Genomic DNA, 25,249 nt, shown 5'->3' with positions numbered 1-25,249 from the left:
ATATTAACGGATTGGAAGCTTTTCTCACCTTATATTAAATGTTTAGGAAGTTCCCTAAATCGCCTTAGCTTCTTTTTTTCTTTTCAAATATTTATCATCAATCCGTTTTTCAATTTTCTCAAGCTGTTCACGGTCTCTTAAAAGCTCTTCTTTATTATCTCTTATCAGATTGGATAACGTCATTCTTTTTCTCGACATCTCTTCATCTCCTCTCATGCTGCGTTTGTAAGGAAAATTCATTTAATTACTAAACACTTTTCCTATAAGAGCTTGTTCATCGCCGTACAAACACAGAAGGGCCAGTTCTTTCGATAAAGAAGACACAATGAGTGGATCGAATTGATGTGACCTTATCGTAGGGAGTGGACCTAAAATTTACTAGGCGATCGGACGCTGGTGCTAGACAATCCCTAACTCAATAGTTATACATTTTTCCTATAAAAAAGGACAGAAAAGGTGTAGTAATCTCTACCCTTCCCTGTCCTTTATACCTGTGAGTTTTATCCCAATAATGGGTCCCCTTTGGTGCCGTACGAATGTATACGAGCTCTCCAGAGATGCGTCCTATTTGTGGTTCTTCTACCTGAGAGATTTGTTCCAAGGGTCTTTTCGGAACTTGCCCCTTCGGTGGCCTGTCATAATGCACTCTCCCACAATAGTCATCCGCTCATATTGAATTTTCTATATATTTAAAATAATACTTATTTGCTGAAATGTCAAGCGGAAGGGTCATATGCAGGGAATTGTAAAAATCTTACTAGTTTATGAAATTGACAAATGAGTTCCTCTGCCTTAAAATTTAATCTTTGGGCAATGCTCACGTGGTTCGAGAACCTCCCACGAAAAAAAACTAAGGAGAGAATAGAATATGAAGGTAAAAACACTTGTTGGTAATGGCATTTTAGCAGCTTTATATATTGCTGTTTCCATGCTCATCCAGCCCTTTGGGTTTACGGCTGTCCAGTTTCGGGTATCCGAAATGTTCAATCATCTAGTTGTCTTCAACAAGAAATATATTTATGGAATGATTCTAGGTGTATTTTTAACAAACTTGTTATTTTCACCAATGAAAGCGTACGATCTTATTTTCGGGGTCGGACATTCTTTCCTTTCATTACTAATCACAATTATTTGCTGCCGTTATATAAAAAACATCTGGGTACGAATGATTGTAAACACAGTCGTCTTTACGTGTATGATGTGGATCATTGCTCTTGAGCTTAACCTCGCATTCGGGTTGCCATTCGGCTTTACCTGGGTCACAACTGCCATAGGTGAGTTCGTTGTCATGGCCATCGGAATTCCAGTAATGTATGCATTAAACAAACGAGTTAACTTTGAGAAACTAGTCTAAAAACTCAATATATAGCATGTGAAATCTTAATGAATTTCACATGCTATTTTTTATTTCTCAAGCATGATAACCATGCACGCCAAATTTCATAGAAATCGAATAGATGTTTTATCATTTGATATTGCTTTCCTTCATTAAAAAAGATGTGAAGAGGCAATCGATACTTATCTCAAAAAAATTATTCCTTATATACTGTGATGATCGGCTGAAGACGGACTTTTATTTCCTTGATGAAGGAATTTTTACAAGCTAACCGGACAAGGATGGGCTTTCATTCACTTAATGAAGGGCTCTTTGCAGGTCAACCGAGCGCGAACGGGCTTTCATTCACTTGATGAAAGACTTTTTGCAGGTCAACCGAGCGCGAACGGGCTTTCATTCACTTGATGAAGGACTTTTTGCAGGCTAACTCAACGAGACGGGCTTTCATTCACTTAATGAAAGACTTTTTGCAGGTCAACCGGACAAACACTTGCATTCATCTGGAAAATTCATAAAAAAATAACAAGGCAGAAAAATGCAATAAACTTTCCTGCCTTGTTATTTTCTTTTTCCCACAAAAGCGAGTCCGCTATACCAAAAGCATCCTCACTTTTTTTGTCCACCACACATGGACAAAATCACAACTTTTGTCCACGGACGGTGCCTGGCACTTGTTCAAAAGCAGACCAGTTAATACATTTTTCTAATAAGATGGATAGGAGCACTCCCATGATGAGTCCATTAGAAATAAATGGCTGGATGAGTACAGGCAGGTTTTTGAAAAGGGATGGCGAGACATTCATTAAACTGATGCCAATAAGAACTGGCGCAGCCAGCCGGAAGATTGTGTTCGAATTGAACTCTTTACCATTCAGACTGCTGAAGGCCGTACCAAACAGCTGTAGATACGCTACAAACAGGACTGCATTCCCAACGGTAATAGGCATTGATGCCAATAATGATCCGAGTACAGGAATTAGTCCAATAACAGCGAGAAGTGCACCGCCAATGTAAAGTGGCTTTTTTTCTAAAATCCGTGTACTTTGTAAAAATCCGATTGAAGATGTAAATGGCGTGAATGGGACTAGTCCAAAGCCTGTCCCCACTATCGAAAAAATACATGTAATAAAAATAGAATGACTGTACTGTTTCTCTGATGCCTCATTTTTAAAAAGCTTTTGAGCGGCACTAATTGAAGCAATTGTGTTGCTTAAATTTAACATTCCAGCAAAGAAAGCTACCGCTATCATACCAACCTCTAAATTTGGCTTACCTAAAGGAAACAATGTAAAGGCAAAACCAGAAGCTTGTGTGACTGAATCTGCTTGGTTATAAAAGATTAATTCATACAGTCCCCATCCAATAATCAATCCGATTAAAATCGAAAAATTACTGATAACTGCATTGCCTTTTAATTTTATTAGACTAACCAATATGACAATTCCAACAGAAAACAGGCTCACAGGTATATCAATCGTTCCTTGCTCCGTGATTTTCAGCATACCTTTAAAAAAGATTAAAACAAGCTGAAAGGTTAATAAAAATAAATAGACCGACATCACCATCGGATTGAAAATCGATTGCAGGAGTGAAATGCCATTGAAAGCTGCAAGAATGATCGTCACAACACACGCTATTAGAAGGCCAGTGGCAATCCCTCCGCCAATGGTAGAATAGCTCATTCCAAGTGAAGAAGCTGATAAGCCTAAATTAAGAATAAGTCCCCATATTAATCCTGAATGCCCCTCCATTAGCGGATAGCGATGTCCCTTCCATCCTTGCAAGATGCATGCAAGACCTGTAAAAACAAGTGAAACTTTCAGCATCATCGCCATTGTTTCGTGTGGCAGCTGAAAGGCATTTGCCACAGATATCGGAACCATGACTGTATTTGCAAAAATAAAAAACAGCCATTGAACAGAAGAAAATACAGTCATCGATGAAAACCATTTATTCATATTTCCACCACTTTCTAATAAACAATTGAATAATTTTATAGTTTTTGCTCCTTTTGACAGGCACTTCCCTACTTAGGTAAGAAAAAACAGAAAAAAGCCGACTGCTTCAGCCGACTATCCTATTATAATATAATTGAACGAATCCTTAAATTTTTTTATTTCCTAGTCATTATTCAGCAAAAAGATAGGTCAACTACGTATGGGATCAATGGCGTTCAAATAAATTTTCTTATCAATCAATTAAAATTGTTGATAAAAAATTGAAAAACAGATGATAGGGTACAAATATGAGGTGTATATCATGAAATACAAAATTCTAATCGTAGATGATGAAATTGATATTGTCCATATGCTGAATGATTACTTTGAATTAAATGGTTATGATGTTCTTACAGCAATTGGAGGAAAAGAAGCGTTAAAGAAAGCAGAGAAGCAGCCTGATATTATATTGCTCGTTATAAATATGCCCGACATTGATGGGATACAGGTTTGCATTCAAATTCGCAATTTTGTATCTTGTCCTATTTTATTTCTTACGGCGAGAATTGAGGAGAGTGACAAAATAAAAGGCTTCGGCATCGGGGGTGACGATTATATCGTTAAACCTTTTTCTATTGATGAGCTTGGAGCTAGAGTAGCAGCACATCTTCGGCGTGAACACCGGCAAAAAGATTCCCCCAAAATTAAATTTGATCATGACCTTGCAATTGATTACTCTGCCAGATGTGTATATTTCAAAAATGAGCCACTAAGCATTGCAAAAAAGGAATTTGACATAATTGAGTTACTCTCACAGCATTCAGGACAAATATTTGACAAGGAACGTATTTACGAGAGAGTCTGGGGCACGGACGGCGAGGGAGACAGTGCAGTCATTGCGGAACATATACGCCGTATACGGACAAAATTCAATTCTGCAGGAATGAAACCATATATAGAAACGGTTTGGGGTGTTGGATATAAATGGGTAAAGTAAAGAATATATTTAACAATATGTCTCTTAAAACTTCTTTTATCATTTATACGTTCATTTTCCTTGCGACCGCATTTTTGTTTTCACTTGCTTCCTCTGGATTTTGTCAGTATTGGCAAGACTCAATTAATAAAAAATATAAAGAGCTATTTGAAGATGAGATTAGGGTAGAAGGGCAAATTATTGTTCAGGGAGATGCAAAATACAACGATAAAATTTACTTATATACTGAAAATTTACACTCCTTTTACACTTCTCAGGATGAATTAATCTACAACCTTCTCAGTTTTTTCAATATTTTCCTTGTTCCAATATGGTTTTTAACCTGCATCATTACAGCAGGGATACTATTTTATAAACGTAAACTAAAAAAGCCGCTTGAAATCCTCGATCATGCAGCAGCTAAGATTGCAAATAATAATTTAGATTTTTCAGTGGAATATAGTAAAAAGGACGAAATGGGAAAGCTTTGCTTTGCATTTGAAAAAATGCGTCTCGCTTTAAAAGAAAATAATTTGGAAATGTGGAGACAGATGGACGAGCGCAAACGGCTTAATGCTGCATTTTCCCACGATTTGCGAACACCACTAACCGTTTTAAAGGGACAAAATGAAATGCTGCTCAAATATGTGCCAAACAAAAAAATGACAACAACGAAATTAGTCTCTACTTTACACACAATGAAAACACATATTAATCGTCTTGAAACTTTTGTAAATACAATGAGCAAACTGCAAAGGTTAGAAGATATGGAAATAAATAAAACAGCAATTACCTCTAACGAACTGATCATGCGTTTGAAAGAAAGCAGTGAAATTTTGTGTACAGAAAAACGATTGAGTTTCAATGATCATTCTTTGACTACATCTACTTTGAAAGTAGACTTATCTGTCGTTATGCAAGTTTATGAGAATATTCTTTCTAATGCCATCCGGTACGCTAAAAGCAAAATTATCATTGAATTTTCCAATAATAAGGCTTTTTCTATCACTGTGTCTGATGATGGAAACGGCTTTAGCAATATAGATTTAAATAACGCAACTAAACCTTTTTATCAATCTGAAATATATCCAAATACCTCTCATTGCGGCATGGGGCTCAATATTTGCAAAATTTTATGTGAAAAACACGGCGGCTATATGAAACTATCAAATAACTCAAATGGTGCAACAGTGAAAGCTGTCTTTTAACTGAATAAAGTACATTTTAAAAACTTCTGTTAGCACTTTTTGGTGACAGAAGTTTTTTTCGTAGATAAAAAGTTGAAATTTATGCTTTACGATAGCTTTGATAAGAAGAATTGAAATTTACCATTAAAAGGAGGTTTTTATATGAGTAAAAATACGATTACCATCCAAAATTTAAACAAGTTTTATGGTAAAAAACAAGCGTTATTCGATATAAATTTAAAGATTGAACAAGGAATGTTTGGTTTGCTCGGAAGAAATGGTGCAGGAAAAACTACATTGATGAAGACACTCGCCACCTTGACTCAATATAAAAACGGTAATATTACGATCTGTGGTGTACCTATTGAAAAAACAAAGGAAATACGTAAGATTATCGGCTATCTGCCACAGGAGTTTTCGATGTATCCGAGCATGAGCGTGATAGAGGCAATCGATTATTTAGGTGTACTTTCCGGAATGGACAGCAAGGAACGGAAAAATTTTACTTAATCAGGTAAACCTGATTGAACATAAAAACAAAAAAATAAAAGCTCTTTCTGGTGGAATGAAACGCAGACTTGGTATTGCACAAGCTCTATTACACGATCCAAAGGTGCTGATTGTTGATGAGCCTACCGCTGGGCTCGATCCAGAAGAACGGATACGCTTCCGGAATCTACTTTGTGAGGTTGCAGAAGATAGAACCGTCATTCTTTCCACACACATCGTAGGTGATATTGAGGCAACCTGCGAGAATATCGCCATTTTAAATAATGGCAAGCTGCTTTATAGCGGCACGGTTGACACACTATTAGAAACAGCAACAGGTAAAGTTTTCACAAAAGTTGCTAATAAATCAGAACTGCCAAAGTTAAAAAAGGAGTACAGCATAATAAGTATACTTCCCCTGGGAGATCAGACACATATACGTTTTTTATCGGACTCTCCTGTTTCAAGTGCAGACGAGTGCAAGCCGAATATAGAGGATGCATATATGCTTTATCTTTATCATAATGGAGCAACCTTTGAAAGTTTTGGGGGTGAGAGGTAATGTTCGCTCTATTTCTTCGGGAGTTCAAGAAAGTCATATTATCCCTTACCTTTCTCACATTAGTTGCGGCAATACTTTTAATGGTCTATTCACAAGATGTACTTAATTTCAATGACAGAGAAATTAAAATGCCTCATCCGGGACAGAATTACGGAATGCAGACAGAGGAAATTCCAGAAATCATAATGCCCGCAGCACTTACATCTCTATACAGTGAATACAAGTCCAACAGCTATACAGCCTATCCAATTGGCTTTTATAAAAATGTAAAGCTAAACAATAGAGATCAGCAGCAAGTGGCGAAAATTCTATCTATGCTTACTGGAATATCATTGGATGAACTTATAAAATCAGCGAGCGTCACTGCGAAAAATCGTAAGAGCCTCATATTCGAAGACGGCAAGGATGCAGCTCTTTTAGTGAAAGATGAATTAACTTATGAAAAATTCAAATCATATATGAAGCAGGTGGATAAGCTTATTGGCGGCGGTTCAAATTATTCCGAAACCTTCTTAATTAACTTTGGGAAGATCCCCATTACTTATGAAGAAGCGGTTGCTAGTTATCATATGATAAAAGATGAGGACCATTTTTTAGGAGCATATGCCCGTTTATTTAGTGATTATATGGTCACGGTACTTTCGATTCTTCCCGTTTTTGTCGCTATAGCTATCAGCATAAAGGATAAACGCTTCGTTATCCATGAGCTTATTTATACACGAAAAATATCATCTGTAAATATAATCCTAATACGATACATTTCAATCATTACGGCAATTATGATTCCAGTGATGGTCATCTCCTATATTTCTAATATGTCCGTATGGTCATTTTATGACGGGATGAAGCTCGACTACCTTGCTCCTCTTAAATATAATTTGGGCTGGATTTTACCATCTGTAATGATTTCTGCAGCAGTAGGAATGTTCTTTACCGAACTGACAAATACTGCAATTGGAGTTGCTGTTCAAGGCTTATGGTGGTTTATTGACATTAACAGAGGAATAGCTGAAGTCAATAGTAGTTATTCCCTTTTCCGTCTGTCTCCTCGCCACAATTCATTGGCAAATACACAAACTTTTATTGATCATTTTTACAGTCTTATCGCAAACCGACTATTCTTTATAGTGTTAGCTTTGATTATAGTTGCAGCAACCATTCTTATTTACGAGCAGAAAAGGAGAGGAAAATTAAATGGTCAAGGAAAACTCAAATTACTTATCAAAAAAACATTTGCAAATATGGAAAATAGCCAAAGCAAATCTGAGGCATAATTTTCTTCCGCACTTTCTGTTGTCTATCTTATTGCTGATCCTAACTCCATTGTTGTTTGGAATATCCAGTTTAGATAGTAAAGCATCAGCCGTTCCTCTTGAAGTTTTTATATCATTGAATGGGATCCTGCTACTTACGCCGATATATCAACCTGAACAAGATCCTGCTATTGACGAAATAATATCCTCAAAATACATCAATAATACTTATGTTTATCTGATACGTATTGCCTATTCGCTTGGATCGTTGGTTATGCTAATCAGTATTTTTTCATTATTTATGAAGGGGAGGGCTTCTGATATAACTTTGCCATTATATTTAGGAGCCATTGGAACTGCTATGTTTTTAGGCTCTATTGGATTACTTACTGCTTCAATTTTTGGGAATGTAACCGTCTCCTATATGGTGCCAATTATTTATTATGCACTTAATTTTGGAGGGGATCATTTAGGGAATTTCTACTTATTCTCAATGACTAGAGGGGAATTTAAGCCGAAGATATGGCTTTTTGTAAGTAGTTTAATATTCATCATTCTTTCAATTTACGCAATGTGGATATTATCTGGTCAATTAAAAGCTATTATTCTGAAAAAATTGCATCGGTGATTGTTATTAGAATAATTGAAAAAATAATCCCTGAACCCAAAATGAACTTCTATGATCAGGGATTATTTTACATTTCAAATATCCTGTTTCATAATTGTCGGTATGTAGGAAGGCTACTCTTTTATACCGTCACCGCAGCGAAAAACTCCTCATAAAGTGCCTGGACTGCTCGTTTTTCATCGATTTCCTTTACACCGAACATCATGCTGACCTCAGATGAGCCTTGATTAATCATTTCGATATTTACGTTTGCATTCGCTAAAGCTTTTGAAGCCCTTGCCGTTGTTCCGATATTGTGGCGCATTCCTTCTCCAACAACCATGATTAATGCAAGGCCACGCTCGATAACTACTTCGTCAGTGTGAAGCTCTGTTTCAATCCGTCTTTTTATTTCCTTTTCCATATTCGGATTAAATTGATTTTCTCTTAAAATAATGGAAATATCATCAATACCTGAAGGAATATGTTCATACGATAATCCGAAGCTTTCTAGTATAGCTAACAGCTTTCTTCCAAATCCAACCTCTCTATTCATTAAATATTTACTGACATAAATGCTGCAAAATCCTTGGTCACTAGCAATCCCAATAACCGGTCCATTTGTATTATCACGTCCAGAAACAATCCTTGTTCCTGGCGCTGATGGATTATTCGTATTTTTAATTTGCACAGGAATGCCTGCCTGAAATGCCGGAACGAGCGCCTCATCATGAAGCACTGTAAATCCAGCATAGGAAAGCTCACGCATTTCCCGGTAGGTTAACTCCTTAACCTCCTTTGGCCGACTAACGATGGATGGATTGACAGAATAAACAGCATCTACATCAGTAAAATTTTCATATAAATCTGCTTTTAGCCCATTAGCAAGAATGGAACCCGTCACATCCGATCCACTGCGAGAAAAAGTGTATACTTCCCCTTCCTTACTATATCCGAAAAACCCAGGAAATATTAATATGCCTGAACGTTCGCGAAGTGAATAAAGTAATTCATACGATTCTGGAAGGACTTGAGCATTCCCTGGATCCGCACTGACAAACAGACCAGCATCCTTTGGATTCACATAATGGGCTTCTACTCCCTGATTTTGAAAATAGGCTGCCACCAACTTAGCATGGTTATCTTCCCCACTCGCTTTTATTAAATCGATGAACTGGTTTGGCTTGCTTCTATCCCAAGCTAGCCTCCCCACTAAATCATCTTCAATTTCCTTAACAATCTTACGAGGGAGCTGCAATTCCAATGCAATAGAAGAATATCTTTCTATTACCCTTTCAACCCATTCCGATGGGTCAGTATTTAATAAACATTGCTCTGCGCATTCAATTAATAAATCTGTTACTTTATCATCTGCAGCAAACCTCTTCCCAGGTGCCGAAACAACGACTATCTTTCTTTCAGAATCAGATTGAACAATCTGGAAAACTTTCTCAATCTGTTTCCCAGATGCTAAAGAGGAGCCACCAAACTTCACGACCTTCATCCATACATCTCCTAATCTCTAAAAATTTAATCTTAATTTTACTCCTATTCAGAAAATAATCAAGAGTTTTTCCTCCGTATAAATACATTTGTTTATATAGGGAGAACAACGAGATTCTCTACACTAGGAATAACTGCCTATAATTGTGAATATAAGCCCTCTCCTTCATGACAAACGGATGGTTTTTAAGCGAATCTCTAACAGATGGATTTAGTTTTAAAATATAATGATAGTATCTAAATCAACCGTATTTTTACAATTCATACAGGAAATTGAGAAAGGAAGCAGAACTCATGGGGATTTTAATAGTAGATGACAATCAATCAAACTTGTTTGTTATTGAAAATATTCTAAAACGGGCTGGATATGATCATTATCTATCACTAACATCCGCTAAAGAATTGTTTGCTTACTTCCAGCAAAAGCCGCAATTACCTATGGAGGTAGACATTATATTAATGGATATTATGATGCCTGAAATGGACGGCATTGAAGCCTGCAGACGTCTTCAGCAAATGCCGCATCTAAAAGATATTCCTGTCATTTTTGTAACTGCTCTTGAAGATTCTAACAAGGTTGTAGAAGCGCTCGATGCCGGCGGAATTGATTATGTAATGAAGCCAATTAATAAAACAGAGCTTCTAGCAAGGATTCGAGTTGCATTAAGATTGAAATATGAAAAAGATTGGCATATCGAACGGGATCAGAAAATTCGAAATGAGCTCGACCTCTCCATGCAAGTGCAGACGAGTCTTTTAAGTGAACCAGTTAATAAAGAAAACCTGTTATTAACAGCCTCCTATTTACCTGCATATAAGCTTGCAGGCGATATGTATTATTGGCAAAAGCTTGATGAGAACCGCTACGCTGCCATTCAGCTGGATATGATGGGGCATGGAATATCCGCCTCACTCGTGTGCATGTTTATTTCATCGGTCCTAAGGGATGCGATCACATCAGGCTCAGATCCAGAATATGTCATGAAAGAGCTCAATCGGTGGATGAATTCGCTGAATCGGCGTAACCAGCAAATCCCTTACTATTTCACAGCCATCTATCTTGTTCTAGATACTAAGAGGAAGTGCATAGAATATGTGAATGCCGGCCACCCAACTGGATTTGCCTTAATAGACAATAAGGAAGTAAAGGAACTTGCAAGCAATACTTGTGCTGTAGGATTTTTTGAAGAGATCCAAATAAATAAAAAAGTTATCACCTATGCTGATTCTGTTCAGCTTCTGCTATGCACTGATGGAGTAGAAGATTCCATTGAAAAATACGAGCCGAATGGATATAAGTTTCTAAAGGCGAAGGCAAATTCCTATTGGACAGATATCGAAAACAAACAGCCTATTGATTATCTCTTATCCAAAAAGCAGCAAGCAAATGCAGAAGATGATATGTGTGTTGTATTAATTCAAGCTGGATAAAAAAGAAGCAAATAATCTTGTTGGATTATTTGCTTCTTTTTTCAAGAATATTATTCCTTTTTATGCATCAGTTCTCCTTAAATATTCCTTCAAATCATCTTGGATGCTTTCTTTCGCAAGTTCTACATTTGAACGGTAAGCCGATCGATTTAATAAATGTGCTACAACCGGTGAGGTTAAGAATACAAAAAAGATTCCAAGTATTAATCGAATACTTACATATCCCTCTGTCAGCAAAAAGTATAGAAAAGTCCCGAATAATATACTTGATACCCCAATACTCGTGCTCTTTGAGGCTGCATGTGCACGAGTATAAACATCAGGCAGACGAATTAAACCAATTGCACTGAGAAAACTAAAGGCAGTTCCGATAAGAATGAAAATAGAGACGATCATTTCACTTAACATGTTTGCGTTCAATGACAACTCCCCTTTCAATGTATCTAGCAAAGGCAATGGTACCAACAAAGGAAAGAATCCCCAGCAAAAGAATAATGTCTAAAAATGCATGGGTATGAAAGAGGATAGAAAGAATAGCCACACCTGCTAAAAGGTTTACCCCAATATTATCCAATGCCATTACACGATCAGGCTTAGAAGGACCTTTAACTACTCGATAGAGGGCAGCGATAATGGAAAGAGTGATGAAAAATAAACATCCCATTAAAAAAAGTTTGAACATTATCGGGTTACCTCCTTTATAGCTTTCTCATATTTAATTTTTGATTGAATAACCGCATGTTCAGAGTCTGGTAAATTCAACCCATGAATATAAAAAATTCTATTGTCTGGTGTAACCTCCATCACAACCGAACCCGGAGTCAGCGTCAGAAGAAGAGCTAGAAGTGTTATTTCCATATCTCCTTCTAAATCCGTCTCCAGCTTAAATATTCCTGGCGTAACTTTAATCTTAGGTCCAATCACTTGACGAATGACATAAATACTTGATGAAACGGACTCACTAATAAACAAGCACAACAAACTTAAGATGGAAATAAAACGTTTTAAATAAAAGGATTCTGGAAAAAAACGCCTCATACAAAACAACACAAGGATACCTACTAAATAACCGCCTATGAACGATAAGATGCTCCATTCATCTTGAAAAAACATCCATAAAAATGCGATAAATAGGTTAATTAATACTTGAATGGGCAATGGTACCCCTCCTTTTCATGATCATTAACATCTATCAATCTTTATCGGATCGGATTCCCACCCATAACAGCTTCTATATACATATTCGGATTTAGCATGCTCTCCGTCGCTATTTGCACATAATCCTGGATTCCCTCTGCACCCAATCCAAGTGCAATGGTTATGGCAGTCAGACATCCAATGGACACCATCATACTCCCATTCAATTTCCCTTTCTCCATTTCCTTGCTTACATACGTTTCTCCCCAAAAGCTATTCATAAAGATTTTCATAATTGAATAAAGGACCATTAAACTCGTAATTAATCCTATTGCACCAAGCCAATAGTATTCGGCTTCAAAAGTTCCTCTAGTAATAAAAACTTTTCCTAAAAATCCACTAAGCGGTGGAATTCCAGCAAGGGAAAGAGCCGCAACAAAGAACATCCAGCCTAAATAGGGATGATTGCGTATAAGCCCGCTAATTTCCTTTAGCTTACTTGTTCCGGTGAGATGAATAATCATTCCTCCCAGCAAGAAAATAAGCGCTTTTATAAGCATGTCATGAATAAGATAATAAATGGACCCCATCATTCCCATTGTTGTTAATGAAGCAAGTCCAGCGATAATGAACCCCACTCCTACGATGACATTATAGGTTAATATTTTCTTTATATCCCAATAAGCAACTGCACCAATTGCTCCTAATACCATCGTTATTGCCCCAAGAATGCCTATAACTAAATGCGTAATTTCCGGCTCATGATAAAACACGAGAGTAAACAAGCGGAAAATCGCATATATCCCTACCTTTGTCAATAAACCAGCAAAAATGGCCGCCACTGCTGTTGGCGGTGCACTATAGGAACTAGGGAGCCAAAAGAATAGGAAAAGGGCTGCTTTCATGCCAAACACAATTAAAAACAAAAAGGCAACCGTTGTCATGAGACCGTCCTGCCCTGCCTCAGCTACACGCAAGGAAAGGTGAGCTAAATTCAATGTGCCTGTTATTGCATAAATATAGGCAATCGCAAGCAGAAATAAAGAGGATGAAAGAACATTGATTAAGATGTACTTAATTGATTCCCTCAGCTGAACTTTTGTTCCGCCTAAAGAGATAAGAACATACGATGAAATAAGCATGACTTCAAAACAGACAAATAAATTGAATAAGTCACCTGTCAAAAAAGAGCCATTCACACCTGAAATCAGAAATAAAAACATTGGATAGAAATAGTGCTTTTCCCTATCCCTCCCAATAGTTGAAAAAGCAAAGATCAAACAAAATAGAGCAATAATACTAGTAGTAAGAAGAAGAAGAGCAGAAAACATATCAGCAACAATCGTTATGCCAAATGGAGCTTCCCAGCCCCCCGCCTGAAGTGTCTGTATCCCTTCATTTCTAATCTGATTCATTAATAAGACAGATACAGCTGCTAAAGCAATAATTGCAATTATGCTTAACAACCGTTGAAAACGAATATTTTTTCTAAAGATGACCATAATTAGCCCCAATAGTATAGGCATAATCATTGGCAGTATAACAGTATTATTCATCTTCAATTCCCCTTAATTGATCCATATTATCTGTCCCTAATGTTTTATATGTGCGATAGCTAAGTACTAGAAAGAGTGCAGTGACTGCGAAGTTAATTACAATTGCTGTTAAAATAAGTGCCTGCGGTAATGAATCTGTAAAAGTAGTGTCATGCTTCCCCAGCAACGGAGGGCCTCCTGTCTTTAACCCCCCCATTGTAAGAATTAGCAAGTTAACACCATGGCTAATAATAGAAGTCCCTAATATGATTCGAAGCAAACTCTTTGTCAAAATTAAATAGGTCCCTATTGTAAAAAGGACACCTATAAGAATAGACATCGATGTTTCCATTTTATCCATCCTCACTTATGCTTAAGATAATGGTTACTGCTGTTCCAATAACCGCTAGAGCAACCCCAACATCAAATAGAACAGCCGTTGCAAGCTCTGTTTTCCCGAAGATTGGAAGATTAAAATAACCGAAAGCTTGATTCAAAAAGGGTTTATCGAACAACAAAGATATTGCACCGGTAAAAATAGCAATTAATACACCAGATGCAGCAACTTTTTTAAAATCGACTGGGATATTTCTTCTTACCGTTTCGATATCAAAGGTTAGAAAAAGAAGAACCAACCCTGAAGCTACGCTCAATCCACCGATAAAGCCCCCGCCAGGATTATGATGGCCTCCAAAAAAAAGGTAGATAGAAAATGTCAAGATAATAAAAACTGCTACCTTTGTCACTGAATGCAAGATGACATCGTTAGGTTTCATTTTTTCTCCCTCCCAGCTGATTGAAGCTTTATTAGCGTGTATACACCTAAGCCTGCAATACAAAGTACAAGAATTTCTAACATTGTATCCAAGCCACGAAAGTCAACAAGAATGGCATTAACGATGTTTTTCGCACCTGCCAGAGTATAAGAATCTTCAAAGTAACTCGAAATCGATTCAAAAAGACGATGATTATTCGCAGATATTGCTATGACAGTAACGACTGTTCCCACTCCTAGCGAAACAAGCAAATTGGTTAGTCTAAAAGGAATACCGCTTCTTTCCTTGCGCAGCTCTGGTAAATGGTAGAAGCACAGCAGGAATAATGCTGCTGTTACCGTTTCAACAACTAACTGTGTTAAAGCTAAATCAGGTGCACGGAAAATAACAAAGAAAAGAGATACGAGATATCCTAGTGCACCAACTGCAATAATTGCCGTAAATCTAGTTTTAGAAAAAACTACAGTGAGAGCGGCAATGAGCATCGCACAAATTACCCCGCCTTCATATAAGTGAATGGGTGCATTATCGGAGAAGTCGAACGAAATATCCTTTGATAACAAAAGTGACCATCCAAGCAAAAATATCATAAATGTAAAAATATATACTAAATAATCACGGACAAGACCGGTCATATACTGTTTTGTCAATTTCAGTGAAATTCTTTCCATGCCTGCAAGCGAATGATTATAGATGCCATTTAGCGTTAGAGCTTGTGGGAAGTAGCCGTAAAGTGGGGACCACTTTTTTAAAGAGCGATACATTAGTAAACCGATGCCAACGACACCTATTGTCATAAATAGCTCCGTGCTCCACCCATGCCAAGGGCTGATTTTCACATCAAGTCCTCCTACTCCAGCAAATTGCGGCAGAACAGCCATTAGAGCAGGCTGCAGCAGATACTCTGAAACTACATTTGGGAAAAAGAAAATAACAATGACTAAAAGGCAAAGAATGATTGGTGGAATCAGCATGCCAATTGGAGCCTCGTGGGCCTCCTTATCCAGCCTTTCAGGACGGTGTTTGCCCGTAAATGTTTTAAATACGAGAATCATGCAATATATAAATGTAAATACACTCGCTACCCAAGCGATGATCGGAAATAGGATTGCCAGACTGTTCATCCCAAACACTGGTGATTCAAAAACCTTCAGGACACTTGTAAAAAACATTTCTTTGCTTAGAAATCCATTAAAAGGCGGAAGGCCAGCCATCGCAAAGCTCCCAATGATTGTTAACGTAAATGATACAGGCATCAAACTCATCAACCCGCCTAATTTCCGGATATCACGCGTACCTGTTTCATGGTCAATAATGCCAACAACCATGAACAAACTCCCTTTAAAGGTGGAATGATTAATTAAGTGGAAAAGGGCAGCCAATATAGCAAAGGCATAAACTGTCGATTCATCTCCTTGGCCAAAATACAAAGAAGCCGAACCGATTCCAAGAAGGCTCATGATTAACCCTAATTGACTAATTGTCGAGTAAGCTAATAATCCTTTTAAATCTTTTTGATTAACAGCATTAATCGAACCATACATTAGTGTCATTAATCCAATGATTGAAATAATCCAAAACCACTCAGCTGTTCCTCCAAATATAGGCGTAAATCGGGCTACTAGGTAAATACCTGCCTTGACCATCGTTGCAGAATGTAAATAGGCGCTTATTGGAGTAGGTGCTTCCATCGCATCAGGCAGCCAAATACTAAATGGAAATTGAGCAGATTTCGTGAATGCACCTAAAAGAATCAGTAGCATCGCAGGCAAAAATAAAGGATCCATTGTTATCCGATTCACATGCTCGGCCATTTCACGTATGCTATATGTGTCAGCCATCATGGCAAGCATGATCAATCCTGCCAGCATGGCTAGACCGCCAAAGATGGTAATTAACATCGACTTTTGGGCACCATTTCGTGAGTTCTTTCGCTGATACCAGTAGGCAATTAATAAGAATGATGAAATACTAGTTAATTCCCAAAAAACGTATAAAACTAAAATATTATCTGAGATTACAAGGCCCAGCATGGCTCCCATGAATAACAGCATATAGACATAGAAGTTATGAAGCGCTTCTTTTTCTTTCGACATATAATAAATCGAATAAAGAACGACTAGCGCACCAACACCGGTAATTAATAAACTAAAAATCAAACTCAGACCATCGATATATGCGGTATAATTGATTCCTAATGACGGCATCCAGTGAAGGTCTAAAGTGATTGTCTCCCCCTTTGCAATAGAAGGAATATACTTTAAAAAATATAGAAATACTGCTAGTGGAACAGCGAGCACAAACCAGCCTGTATGGACTCTAACCGAAGTCCATTTATAAACAAATGGTACGAGGATAGCAAAAATAAATGGGATAAATATCATAACATGTAACCAGGACATCCAATCCCTCCTCCTGACATTGGTGTAAATAAAATGTATTTTGTTAAATTACCTGTAGTTGATATTGACTGAAACGAGTGCATAAGCTATAGTCATACATAGTCTAACCGTGCCACCTAAATTTCATCTAACTTTGAGGTGAGTATTAAAATGAAGAAGTTCAAAGGACGTATGGACGAAAGCATCCTCGTCTGCGTCTATTATGGGCCAAATGGTGAACGTCTCATTCAGCGTGGATGTAAAATAGCGCATATGCTTGATTGTCCGCTATATATCCTAACCATTGATCGTTTGCCTTTTGATGAGCTGGATGCCGAAAAATCAGATTATATTACCAGATGGAAGCAGTTAGCTGAACAACATAATGCAGAGGAATTTATCTTAAAAGATAATGAAAAACGGCCAATCTCAAAAGTAATTGCTGAAATCGCAAGAGAAAAGAAAATAACACAAATTATTTTAGGCCAGACAGCCCAAAGCCGATGGGAGCAAATTGCAAAGGGGTCCATCATTAACGCATTATTACGTGAAATCCCTTTCGTAGATTTACATCTTATTTCCGTTTCTCGTTCACTAAGAGACCATGAGGGGCAGTTCGAAAAAGGGGTCCGTGCTTATCTGACGAGAGAAGGAGAAGTCTATCGTTTAAGCTTTAACTATACGAAAGATGTTGAATTTGAAGGAATTTTCTTTAAGGACCATGGCACAGATTTTAATAATGGTGTATTTAAGTTTATGAAAGATAAAGAGACACTGCAAGTTAATGTAACAGAAGACATCGTGAAGGAACTAAAGCATGTTCGAATGATTGAACCGCTAGACATAGATGAAGATTAGTCATATGCGCTCTTCCGCTTACTCATTTATAAGCGGCAGAGCTTTTTTATTGTATTATAAATTCACATCAACCTTTATTAACTGCTTTTCGTTCTTCTCAATTCCTATATAACGTAAAGTTTCTGCTGGAGTATGATGATTATAAATCGACATTAATATAGAAATAGCTATGCCTTTTCGATAAGCGTGATAGCCAAATGTTTTTCTCAGTGTATGCGTGCCTATTTTCCCACTAATCCCCACTTCTTTTGCAGCCTGATTAATAATTCGATATGCCTGCTGACGTGTAATAGGCAGGTTGTTTTTTTTAGATTTAAAAAGGTAATCATCATCTTGTAATTTTGAGTTTTCTAAATAGTTTTCTAACGCCATTCTTACTTGATTATTAATGTAAAAACCTTTCTTTTCTTCGCTTTTTTCATCACTTAAATAGAGAAATTCCTTAGCACACGTTCCATCCCATACATCACAAACTTTTAGGGAAAGCAAATCATGAACTCTAATCCCCGTATTAATTCCTAATACAAATAACAATAGATCCCTTGGTGACTGATTTCGTAAATTCTTTTTTATTGCAAGAATTTTATTTATGTCTCTTATAGGATCAACATATTCCACCGTAATTCCTCCTACAGCTTAATGTTACATAACATCATTTTATCAAAAGCTAAGTAACATTACAATTATAGAAATTGGCAAAAAAAAATAGAGCATCATGAATACTCTATTTTTCCCAATCTAATTACACCTTATTTTTAATTTACTTTTTTACGAAATAATTTTTCTTTTGCATTAAAGTCTTCGAAGAAATTTGCTTCCGTTCGAATGGATTCCTTACTTCCTAACCCTAGAAAGCCGTTCGGGCTTAAACTTTCGTTAAATAATTCAAGAACACGCGCCTGTAAACTGACATTAAAATAAATGAGGACATTCCGGCAGATAATCACATGAAACTCATTAAATGAGCGATCAATTACTAAATTATGCTGTGCGAAAACAACCGCTTCCAGCAAATGAGGATTTATATAAACATACTCACAATCAGCTGTATAGTATTCGGAAAAGGATCGTTTTCCACCAGCTAGCATATAGTTTTTTGTGTATGACTGCATTTTTTGAAGAGGGATCATTCCTTTTCGTGCTTTTGTAATGACTTTTTCATTCATATCTGTTGCATAAATCTTCGCCCGGTTTCTTAGCCCCTCCTCCTCCAATAAAATAGCCATGGAATAGACTTCCTCTCCAGTGGAACAGCCCGCATGCCAAATACGGATTTCTGGCAGTTCCTTAAGATAAGGAATAACCTCCTCGCGAAAGGCTTTAAAGAAAGAGGGATCCCTAAACATCTCAGTCACATTAATAGAGAAATCACCCAATAATTTATTCATATATGTCTCATCATGGATAACTCTTTCTGTTAGACTAGCAATGTTTGGCAGCCTCTCCTGGTTAAGGCGGTTTTGAACTCTTCTCATAATAGAAGATTTCATATATTGTCTGAAATCGTAGCCCGAAAGCCGGAATACGGCTAGTAATAACAATTCAAGTTCCAATTCTTCCTTATCTATTCTTGGCATTCTTGAGCATCACTTCTCCATAGAAATCTTTTCTTTTTTACAAACTAGGACAGCCAAACCCTCATCACAGATAATAGCTGTTCAAGGTTTAGCGGCTTGCTGATGTAATCGGAGGCACCTGATTCAATGCACTTGCGCCGATCACTTTTCATTGCCTTTGCAGTTAAAGCTATGATTGGCACTTCCTGATATTTCTCTATTCCACGAATCTTTTGCATCGTTTCATACCCGTCCATAATTGGCATCATAATATCCATTAACACGATATCAATTTCTTTTGTTTCCTCGATTATTTTTAAACATTCTATTCCATTTTCTGCCGTTCTTACATTCATCCCCTCCTTTTCGAGTGCATTTTTAACCGCGAAAATATTTCGGTAGTCATCATCGACAACAAGGACTGTTTTTCCTTTTAAGACGGAAGAGTTCTCATCAAAAAATTCCACTGTTTCAACTGATTGGGACTCCTTCAGTTCTTCTGTATGCATTTCATCTGCTATTGCGGATGCAGCCTCCTCTTTCACTCGATTCTCCTCTATTTCTGGCAATCCTTCCGGCAAGCTAGGGATAAGTAAGGTAAAGCTGCTTCCTGCCCCTTCAATGCTCTGTACTTTACATACCCCGCCAAGAAGCTGTGCAAACTCTTTTGTAATAGATAATCCTAATCCCGTTCCCCCATACTTTCGCATTGTCGCTCCGTCCACTTGCTGAAATGCTTCAAAAATTTCCTCCTGTTTATCTTTTGGAATTCCAATTCCCGTATCTGTAACTACTACTTTTAGCCAGGTATCCGCTTCTTTTCCAAGAGATAACTCGAGAAATTCTTGCCTTTTTGCTTTATCTACTGAAACAGAAACAGAGCCTTCCTCTGTAAATTTAAAGGCATTTGAAAGCAGATTTTTAATCATTTGCTGCAGGCGCTGCTCATCTGTAAAAATAAATTGTGGGGCTGTTTCACTTACATTGACAGTAAAGGTAAGATTTTTTTGATTAGCAAATGGCATGAAGTGACTTTTTAATCGGTTAGTAAATTCGTTAATGTTCACCTCTTCAAAATGAATATCGAGCTTCCCTACCTCTACCTTAGACAGGTCCAAAATATCGTTAATTAAATTTAGCAAATCCTGACCCGATGAATGAATAACCTTGGCAAATTCCACCTGCTCCTCATTCAAGCCGTGTTCTAGATCATCTATCATCATTTCTGAAAGCAATAATATGCTATTTAATGGTGTGCGGAGTTCATGGGACATATTTGCTAGAAACTCTGATTTATATTTCGAGCTTTGCAGAAGCTCACGTGCCTTTTCTTCCAGACTTTCTTTTGCTGCTCGTAGTTCCTCCGATTTAAGCTCAGCATCCTTTGTTCGCTCTTCTAATTGCTCATTGATCATGCGGAGCTCTTCTGCTTGCGTTTGCATCTCCTCGGATTGCGATTGGAGTTCCTCTGATTGGGTTTGGAGCTCCTCTGATTGCATTTGCAATTCTTCCGTCTTCGCCTGGGACTCTTGAAGAAGACAAGCAATTTCCATTCTTCCAAGTATATTTGTAATGGCAATCCCGAGAGTTCCAAGCACCTCCTCCAAAAGCTTTACCTGTGTAGATGTAAAGTCTTGCAAGCTAGCTAGTTCAATAACAGCTAACACCTCATCTTTAAGCAATATAGGTGCCATTAATATACTTTTCGGTTTGATTGCCCCCAGCCCTGTTGAAATTACCTGATAATCATCAGGAACCTCATGTAAGAAAAATATTTTTCCATCAATCGCACACTGCCCAACAAGACCTTCTCCTTCGAAAAAGTGATCTCTGCCTGCCTCGCGATCCATATCCGCATAGGAAGCAATTTTACGGAAAATAGGCTTCTTTCCTTCTTCCTTTAAATAAAAAACACCAAGCTTTGCTTCTAGCACTTCTGCTAATTTGTTGATTAGTTCTTCTGCAAGCCCTTCAATTGTTACATGATGACTATACAGATGAACAATGCTTGACGAATGCGTTGTTACCCAGTTTTGTTCAGTAATTTCTAGTGTGTATTGCATTTCCCTTGCACTATAGGTTTCCAGTGACGTTGCCATTGAATTAAATGCAGATGCAATTTCACCGATCTCATCTTTTGTGTTTACATCTAACCTCGGAATTCTTGTTAAATTTGAAAAATCAATTTTCTTTATTCCTTTCGTAATTGAATGGATATTTCTGCTTGTACTTCTAATTAACCAAAGGGTCACAATAATGATTAATAAAAGAGCAACCGCGACAGCAGAGATAAGCACAGTCACCAGCGTATTATATGTATTTGTAGCGTTCTTCAATGATTCTTCCATTAACGATTCCTGATAATTTTTAAACTCGTCTAAATTTATTAGCAGCTCATCCCGATTTGTTCGTTCCTTATCATATAAAGATCTGAGATTATCTATTTCTCCGTTTTTAAGATCTACAAGAAATTGCTGTTCCATTTCATAATACGATTGGTATGCTACTACTATATGATTGATGTACCTTTTTCCTTCTTTCGTGTTTACTGAATTCTGGAGATCAATCAGTCTCGATTGAATACTAGCATCGTTTTCCTTTAGTGACTCTGAAATAATAGTCGTTTCGGGTACTTCATTATCTACAACAATTCTTAGAAGCTGACGATCGGCCTGATCAAATAATTGCCTAATTTCCGTTGCTTGCTTCACTTTATAATATCTGTCCTGAACAATTTCTATCATATTTGCTCTCATCACATTCGCCATAAATAAGATGACAAACATTAATAGAACCATACAAAAGATCGTTAAGCCCAATCCAAGAAATTGCTTCTTTTTAAAACTCATATTTCCTCCCCCTTCCTCCTAAAATATCATTCTTATTGAAATCTATTAGAATACATTTTAGAAGGCTGTAGTAGATCAATGGTGATAGTATTACATTGAAGGCGGAAGTAATAATACTTCCGCCTCATTATGTGGAGTCCTTAAAGCTCATCTCTATTCTCACTGATACTGATGAAGCGCTTCGCCGGCATTTGTCATCCATTCTATTTGTCGAAGTTTTAGCTGGAATAGTGTTAACGGATCGCGATAGGTTTCAGGATTCATTCTCATTTCCCTTAATGACTCTTTATTCCATTCTATTTCTTTACTTGCTTCTTCTGCTGCTTCATTTAATACAGTGAATGGATGGTCAAAAAACATGTGTATATCTCGATGCAGCGATTTTTCAAATAATTCAAACGGTTGAATCAGCTGATTGGATATCGTCGCTGTTACATTGCTATAATCCTCATTTTCAATATACTGCTTATATTTATTATGAATTAAAGCCTTATTCTGTGGAAGGGCATTAAATAGTTTCCCAGCACTTTTAAGTAAAAATTGGGATGGGGTAAACCGAAGAAGTATATTCATTTTTTCTAGGTGAACCGATCCTCTAGTCATCCGGTCTGCATCCCGCCGCCAATCTTCTAAAAGCTTAAAATCACAATCCAGCTTAATTTTCTCATCGCCGTAAAGTTCATTGAAGCCTGAGCACATATCATTTAGGAAGCTTTGACTCTGTTCAAACTCGATCTTTGCATCAGCAATCCAATTTTTAAAAGTATAATAAATGTTTGGGAGTACTTTTTCATCCATATAACTCTGAACTTTTTCGTTCATTTTGTCATTTAGTTTGATATGAATTTTGCCAAAGTCGCAGTCCTCTGTAATAAGCTCCGAGCAAGCCCGCAATAATTTTGGAATTTCTTCGGTTAGCTCTAACTTCATTTCATCTACCATTTTTCGATACGCTCTTTTTATAGTTCGTATCTTCTCTTCTTCCAGATCGCTTAGTTGATTCGTTGCCCCGTTTAGCTTTGTTACCATCTCTTCATTCCATTTAATTGAATCAATGAAGCTATTCTCCATGTCAACGCGTCTTTCTAGCAGATACTTTATCGTTTTTCTAATATAATGATGTACCTTAGAAGTGCGTTCATCTTCTAGATTTTGATTATATTTTATTTCAGTGATAAAGTTTGAGAGTCCTTTCCATTCGAAATCAGCAGCGAAGGCAGCATGAATTTTTACTTTTGGGAAATACGTATGCACTTGTGCGGTGACATGGTCAATTACCTCTTGCTCTGTGCTATTGACGAGAAAATGGATAGGAAGATTTGGTGCTTTCTCTCGAATCTTTAACGCGACCTCCAGCTCCCTCTCTGAAAAAAGCTCATCTGAATCTAGAATAAATAATAAGCTATCTGCGAGCTGTAAGTATTGATATACTTCATTTCCAAACTTTTTCTCTCCAGTCATGCTAGGTGTATCAATGAATGCAACTTCATTTTCACGTAAAAAAGACATGGGCTGTTTATATTGAATAATTGCCTGAGGGTGGACGGAATGCTCTGAGAGACTATCAATCTTTTTGATTTCCTCATCAGAAATCTCCATTACTTCAATAGTATCATGATCTTTGAAAATAGCTGGTAAGGAGGAAAAATTATGCATGATATTTCCTCCTATAGTTGATTGGATAAAATTCCTTTTACTTCGATAGTCTGTTCCAACCAGAAGAATATGATAGGCATCCAGATCAAGCAGCTCCTTCACCATCCAGCCAAAACGTTTCCCTAATTCTATTCCATTCTTCTTGGCCCAATGAACAATAGATTCAAATAGAAGATACCCCTCTTCCAGTGCATCTCCATCCCTTTCTGTTCTCTTTAATAGACTTTCTGCCTTATTGATTATTTCTGGCTCAATCGCTGAAGGGAAAATTTCACTCCATGCCAGTGTGGAAGCAGCAGCAAATAAAGTATGGGATGAATCAGCTAGCTTCAGCCAATTCGTTAGGTGATTAGGTATAAGATGTGATAATTCTTTGATTAAATACTTTCCATCGATTAATTCATAATACGTATTGGAATAAAGTTCTGATAACTCACGCCATATATGTGCTCTACTCCCGTCCTTATGTAGAAGAATATGATTGATCTCTTTAAGCCAAGAGAAATAAAACTCACTATTCTTATAACACTTCCAAAATGACACAGTTAGTGCTTCAAACTTCATTAAATCCACTTTATATAGTGTATGAAGGACCTCACTAAAATCACTAGGAGGCATTTTCATCATTTTTCCTTGCTCTACATACTTGTGGGCAATATCGTACCAATGTAAATTTCCTGTACGAACAGATTCATTTACCGCAAGTTCTACCGCATTATGCCAATCCTGGTACTCCTCAAAAAAGGATCGAGCAATCTCCGTTACTTCTGTATAGTCCGGATTAAAGCTTACCGCTTCTTTAATCACTTCAACAGCCCTTTCAAGCTTGCCCTGCTCAATGTAAAGCGAAAACAGCTGAAGAAGCACTTCTGTTTTTAATACTTCTGAATCAGCATGAATGGACTGGTAAATATCCTCTGCAGTTGAAAGCAACTCAAGCTCAAAATAGGCATCCGCCATATTTTTCTTTGCCCATGGTTCTAGTTCATTGCTTATATTCTCCCATTTAAAAATGGCTGCTTCATAATCCCGGTTATGGAAATAGACCTCCCCTTGAGAGAAGCGAATAAAGGATAAATCGGACAACTCCTTTTTCTGCTCATCCATATAAAGATCCCCAAGAAGTTTCATAGAATGCAAATCACCATTTTCTGGTAACAGCGTTTTGTAATAAACTTTGTTATTTAGCTTCTCATCTATTGTCATCATGTTTCCCCCAC

General features: G+C 37.2%; 21 protein-coding genes, 1 pseudogene and 2 riboswitches. Of the genes and pseudogenes, 8 read left to right on the top strand and 14 right to left on the bottom strand.

Features of this window, described 5'->3' with window-relative positions; translation table 11 throughout:
* Positions 1-54: 54 nt before the first annotated feature.
* On the bottom strand, positions 55-198 hold the full coding sequence (locus RUH74_RS17560; RefSeq protein ID WP_313802309.1) for an FbpB family small basic protein: 144 nt from the start codon (positions 196-198) through the stop codon (positions 55-57).
* A 363-nt stretch (positions 199-561) separates the two neighbouring features.
* A riboswitch (glycine riboswitch) is annotated at positions 562-663 on the bottom strand.
* Positions 664-815: 152 nt separating this feature from the next.
* Positions 816-860: riboswitch (PreQ1 riboswitch) on the top strand.
* A gap of 8 nt (positions 861-868) precedes the next feature.
* Between RUH74_RS17560 and RUH74_RS17555 the strand changes: the two genes are divergently transcribed.
* A complete protein-coding gene (locus RUH74_RS17555) occupies positions 869-1,354 on the top strand; it encodes a QueT transporter family protein (RefSeq protein WP_313802307.1) in 486 nt (161 codons plus the stop codon).
* A gap of 620 nt (positions 1,355-1,974) precedes the next feature.
* Here RUH74_RS17555 and RUH74_RS17550 read toward each other — a convergent pair.
* On the bottom strand, positions 1,975-3,294 hold the full coding sequence (locus RUH74_RS17550; RefSeq protein WP_313802305.1) for a uracil/xanthine transporter: 1,320 nt from the start codon (positions 3,292-3,294) through the stop codon (positions 1,975-1,977).
* A gap of 301 nt (positions 3,295-3,595) precedes the next feature.
* Here RUH74_RS17550 and RUH74_RS17545 point away from each other — a divergent pair, with 301 nt between their 5' ends.
* The 5 genes and pseudogenes from RUH74_RS17545 to RUH74_RS17525 all read left to right on the top strand — a co-directional run bounded on the left by RUH74_RS17545 (position 3,596) and on the right by RUH74_RS17525 (position 8,368).
* Positions 3,596-4,270 (top strand): response regulator transcription factor, encoded by a 675-nt coding sequence (locus tag RUH74_RS17545; protein ID WP_313802303.1) that lies wholly within the window; start codon positions 3,596-3,598, stop codon positions 4,268-4,270.
* The gene (locus RUH74_RS17540; protein ID WP_313802301.1) at positions 4,258-5,457 is read left to right on the top strand and encodes a sensor histidine kinase; all 1,200 of its coding nucleotides are present in this window, start codon (positions 4,258-4,260) and stop codon (positions 5,455-5,457) included. The genes RUH74_RS17545 and RUH74_RS17540 overlap by 13 nt, the downstream gene beginning before the upstream one ends.
* A gap of 141 nt (positions 5,458-5,598) precedes the next feature.
* Positions 5,599-6,487 (top strand): annotated as a pseudogene (locus tag RUH74_RS17535) (ABC transporter ATP-binding protein).
* Positions 6,487-7,761 carry a hypothetical protein gene (locus RUH74_RS17530; protein WP_313802299.1) on the top strand — a complete coding sequence of 425 codons (1,275 nt, stop codon included), beginning with the start codon at positions 6,487-6,489 and terminating at the stop codon, positions 7,759-7,761. Before RUH74_RS17535 ends, RUH74_RS17530 begins: the two are co-directional and overlap by 1 nt.
* Positions 7,682-8,368: a hypothetical protein gene (locus RUH74_RS17525; RefSeq protein ID WP_313802297.1), complete on the top strand. Its 687-nt coding sequence runs from the start codon at positions 7,682-7,684 to the stop codon at positions 8,366-8,368. The genes RUH74_RS17530 and RUH74_RS17525 overlap by 80 nt, the downstream gene beginning before the upstream one ends.
* A 121-nt stretch (positions 8,369-8,489) precedes the next feature.
* Here the strand turns inward: RUH74_RS17525 and RUH74_RS17520 are convergent, their stop codons facing one another.
* Positions 8,490-9,851 carry an aspartate kinase gene (locus RUH74_RS17520; RefSeq protein WP_313802295.1) on the bottom strand — a complete coding sequence of 454 codons (1,362 nt, stop codon included), beginning with the start codon at positions 9,849-9,851 and terminating at the stop codon, positions 8,490-8,492.
* Between the two features lie 293 nt (positions 9,852-10,144).
* Between RUH74_RS17520 and RUH74_RS17515 the strand changes: the two genes are divergently transcribed.
* On the top strand, positions 10,145-11,281 hold the full coding sequence (locus RUH74_RS17515) for a PP2C family protein-serine/threonine phosphatase (protein WP_313802293.1): 1,137 nt from the start codon (positions 10,145-10,147) through the stop codon (positions 11,279-11,281).
* Between the two features lie 60 nt (positions 11,282-11,341).
* Here RUH74_RS17515 and mnhG read toward each other — a convergent pair whose 3' ends face one another.
* From mnhG to RUH74_RS17480, 7 genes are read right to left on the bottom strand one after another with little or no spacing between them, the layout of a single operon-like run.
* Positions 11,342-11,677 (bottom strand): monovalent cation/H(+) antiporter subunit G, encoded by a 336-nt coding sequence (gene mnhG, locus RUH74_RS17510; RefSeq protein ID WP_396230088.1) that lies wholly within the window; start codon positions 11,675-11,677, stop codon positions 11,342-11,344.
* 1 nt (position 11,678) lies between these two features.
* On the bottom strand, positions 11,679-11,963 hold the full coding sequence (locus RUH74_RS17505; RefSeq protein WP_313802289.1) for a Na(+)/H(+) antiporter subunit F1: 285 nt from the start codon (positions 11,961-11,963) through the stop codon (positions 11,679-11,681).
* Complete coding sequence (locus RUH74_RS17500) at positions 11,963-12,439, bottom strand: Na+/H+ antiporter subunit E (RefSeq protein ID WP_313802287.1); 477 nt, start codon at positions 12,437-12,439, stop codon at positions 11,963-11,965. The genes RUH74_RS17505 and RUH74_RS17500 overlap by 1 nt, the downstream gene beginning before the upstream one ends.
* A gap of 41 nt (positions 12,440-12,480) precedes the next feature.
* Positions 12,481-13,974, bottom strand: a complete 1,494-nt coding sequence (locus tag RUH74_RS17495) for a Na+/H+ antiporter subunit D (protein WP_313802285.1) — start codon at positions 13,972-13,974, stop codon at positions 12,481-12,483.
* Positions 13,967-14,305 (bottom strand): Na(+)/H(+) antiporter subunit C, encoded by a 339-nt coding sequence (locus tag RUH74_RS17490; protein ID WP_313802283.1) that lies wholly within the window; start codon positions 14,303-14,305, stop codon positions 13,967-13,969. Before RUH74_RS17490 ends, RUH74_RS17495 begins: the two co-directional genes overlap by 8 nt.
* A gap of 1 nt (position 14,306) precedes the next feature.
* A complete protein-coding gene (locus RUH74_RS17485; protein ID WP_313802281.1) occupies positions 14,307-14,729 on the bottom strand; it encodes a Na(+)/H(+) antiporter subunit B in 423 nt (140 codons plus the stop codon).
* Complete coding sequence (locus RUH74_RS17480; protein WP_313802279.1) at positions 14,726-17,131, bottom strand: Na+/H+ antiporter subunit A; 2,406 nt, start codon at positions 17,129-17,131, stop codon at positions 14,726-14,728. Before RUH74_RS17480 ends, RUH74_RS17485 begins: the two co-directional genes overlap by 4 nt.
* A gap of 150 nt (positions 17,132-17,281) precedes the next feature.
* Between RUH74_RS17480 and RUH74_RS17475 the strand changes: the two genes are divergently transcribed.
* Complete coding sequence (locus RUH74_RS17475; protein ID WP_313802277.1) at positions 17,282-17,968, top strand: universal stress protein; 687 nt, start codon at positions 17,282-17,284, stop codon at positions 17,966-17,968.
* Between the two features lie 54 nt (positions 17,969-18,022).
* Here RUH74_RS17475 and RUH74_RS17470 read toward each other — a convergent pair whose 3' ends face one another.
* The 4 genes from RUH74_RS17470 to RUH74_RS17455 all read right to left on the bottom strand — a co-directional run bounded on the left by RUH74_RS17470 (position 18,023) and on the right by RUH74_RS17455 (position 25,238).
* Positions 18,023-18,586 carry a tyrosine-type recombinase/integrase gene (locus tag RUH74_RS17470; RefSeq protein ID WP_313802275.1) on the bottom strand — a complete coding sequence of 188 codons (564 nt, stop codon included), beginning with the start codon at positions 18,584-18,586 and terminating at the stop codon, positions 18,023-18,025.
* 137 nt (positions 18,587-18,723) lie between these two features.
* Positions 18,724-19,545, bottom strand: coding sequence for a CheR family methyltransferase (locus RUH74_RS17465; RefSeq protein ID WP_313802273.1), 822 nt, complete (start codon positions 19,543-19,545; stop codon positions 18,724-18,726).
* Between the two features lie 44 nt (positions 19,546-19,589).
* Positions 19,590-22,373: a response regulator gene (locus tag RUH74_RS17460; protein ID WP_313802271.1), complete on the bottom strand. Its 2,784-nt coding sequence runs from the start codon at positions 22,371-22,373 to the stop codon at positions 19,590-19,592.
* Between the two features lie 159 nt (positions 22,374-22,532).
* The gene (locus tag RUH74_RS17455; protein ID WP_313802269.1) at positions 22,533-25,238 is read right to left on the bottom strand and encodes a GTP-binding protein; all 2,706 of its coding nucleotides are present in this window, start codon (positions 25,236-25,238) and stop codon (positions 22,533-22,535) included.
* Between the last annotated feature and the right edge of the window lie 11 nt (positions 25,239-25,249).

The sequence above is a fragment of the Cytobacillus sp. genome (assembly GCF_032154635.1).
Taxonomy (GTDB): Bacteria; Bacillota; Bacilli; order Bacillales; family Cytobacillaceae; genus Cytobacillus.
This window is presented reverse-complemented; position numbering and strand designations above follow the sequence as displayed.

Coding starts and splice junctions, on each gene's coding strand:
- RUH74_RS17480 (WP_313802279.1), bottom strand. CDS start 17,131: ATGTCCTGGTTACATGTTATGATATTTATCCCATTTATTTTTGCTATC.
- RUH74_RS17550 (WP_313802305.1), bottom strand. CDS start 3,294: ATGAATAAATGGTTTTCATCGATGACTGTATTTTCTTCTGTTCAATGG.
- RUH74_RS17485 (WP_313802281.1), bottom strand. CDS start 14,729: ATGAAACCTAACGATGTCATCTTGCATTCAGTGACAAAGGTAGCAGTT.
- RUH74_RS17545 (WP_313802303.1), top strand. CDS start 3,596: ATGAAATACAAAATTCTAATCGTAGATGATGAAATTGATATTGTCCAT.
- RUH74_RS17520 (WP_313802295.1), bottom strand. CDS start 9,851: ATGAAGGTCGTGAAGTTTGGTGGCTCCTCTTTAGCATCTGGGAAACAG.
- RUH74_RS17515 (WP_313802293.1), top strand. CDS start 10,145: ATGGGGATTTTAATAGTAGATGACAATCAATCAAACTTGTTTGTTATT.
- RUH74_RS17560 (WP_313802309.1), bottom strand. CDS start 198: ATGTCGAGAAAAAGAATGACGTTATCCAATCTGATAAGAGATAATAAA.
- RUH74_RS17455 (WP_313802269.1), bottom strand. CDS start 25,238: ATGATGACAATAGATGAGAAGCTAAATAACAAAGTTTATTACAAAACG.
- RUH74_RS17465 (WP_313802273.1), bottom strand. CDS start 19,545: ATGCCAAGAATAGATAAGGAAGAATTGGAACTTGAATTGTTATTACTA.
- RUH74_RS17540 (WP_313802301.1), top strand. CDS start 4,258: ATGGGTAAAGTAAAGAATATATTTAACAATATGTCTCTTAAAACTTCT.
- RUH74_RS17525 (WP_313802297.1), top strand. CDS start 7,682: ATGGTCAAGGAAAACTCAAATTACTTATCAAAAAAACATTTGCAAATA.
- RUH74_RS17530 (WP_313802299.1), top strand. CDS start 6,487: ATGTTCGCTCTATTTCTTCGGGAGTTCAAGAAAGTCATATTATCCCTT.
- mnhG (WP_396230088.1), bottom strand. CDS start 11,677: ATGATCGTCTCTATTTTCATTCTTATCGGAACTGCCTTTAGTTTTCTC.
- RUH74_RS17555 (WP_313802307.1), top strand. CDS start 869: ATGAAGGTAAAAACACTTGTTGGTAATGGCATTTTAGCAGCTTTATAT.
- RUH74_RS17505 (WP_313802289.1), bottom strand. CDS start 11,963: ATGTTCAAACTTTTTTTAATGGGATGTTTATTTTTCATCACTCTTTCC.
- RUH74_RS17490 (WP_313802283.1), bottom strand. CDS start 14,305: ATGGAAACATCGATGTCTATTCTTATAGGTGTCCTTTTTACAATAGGG.
- RUH74_RS17460 (WP_313802271.1), bottom strand. CDS start 22,373: ATGAGTTTTAAAAAGAAGCAATTTCTTGGATTGGGCTTAACGATCTTT.
- RUH74_RS17495 (WP_313802285.1), bottom strand. CDS start 13,974: ATGAATAATACTGTTATACTGCCAATGATTATGCCTATACTATTGGGG.
- RUH74_RS17475 (WP_313802277.1), top strand. CDS start 17,282: ATGAAGAAGTTCAAAGGACGTATGGACGAAAGCATCCTCGTCTGCGTC.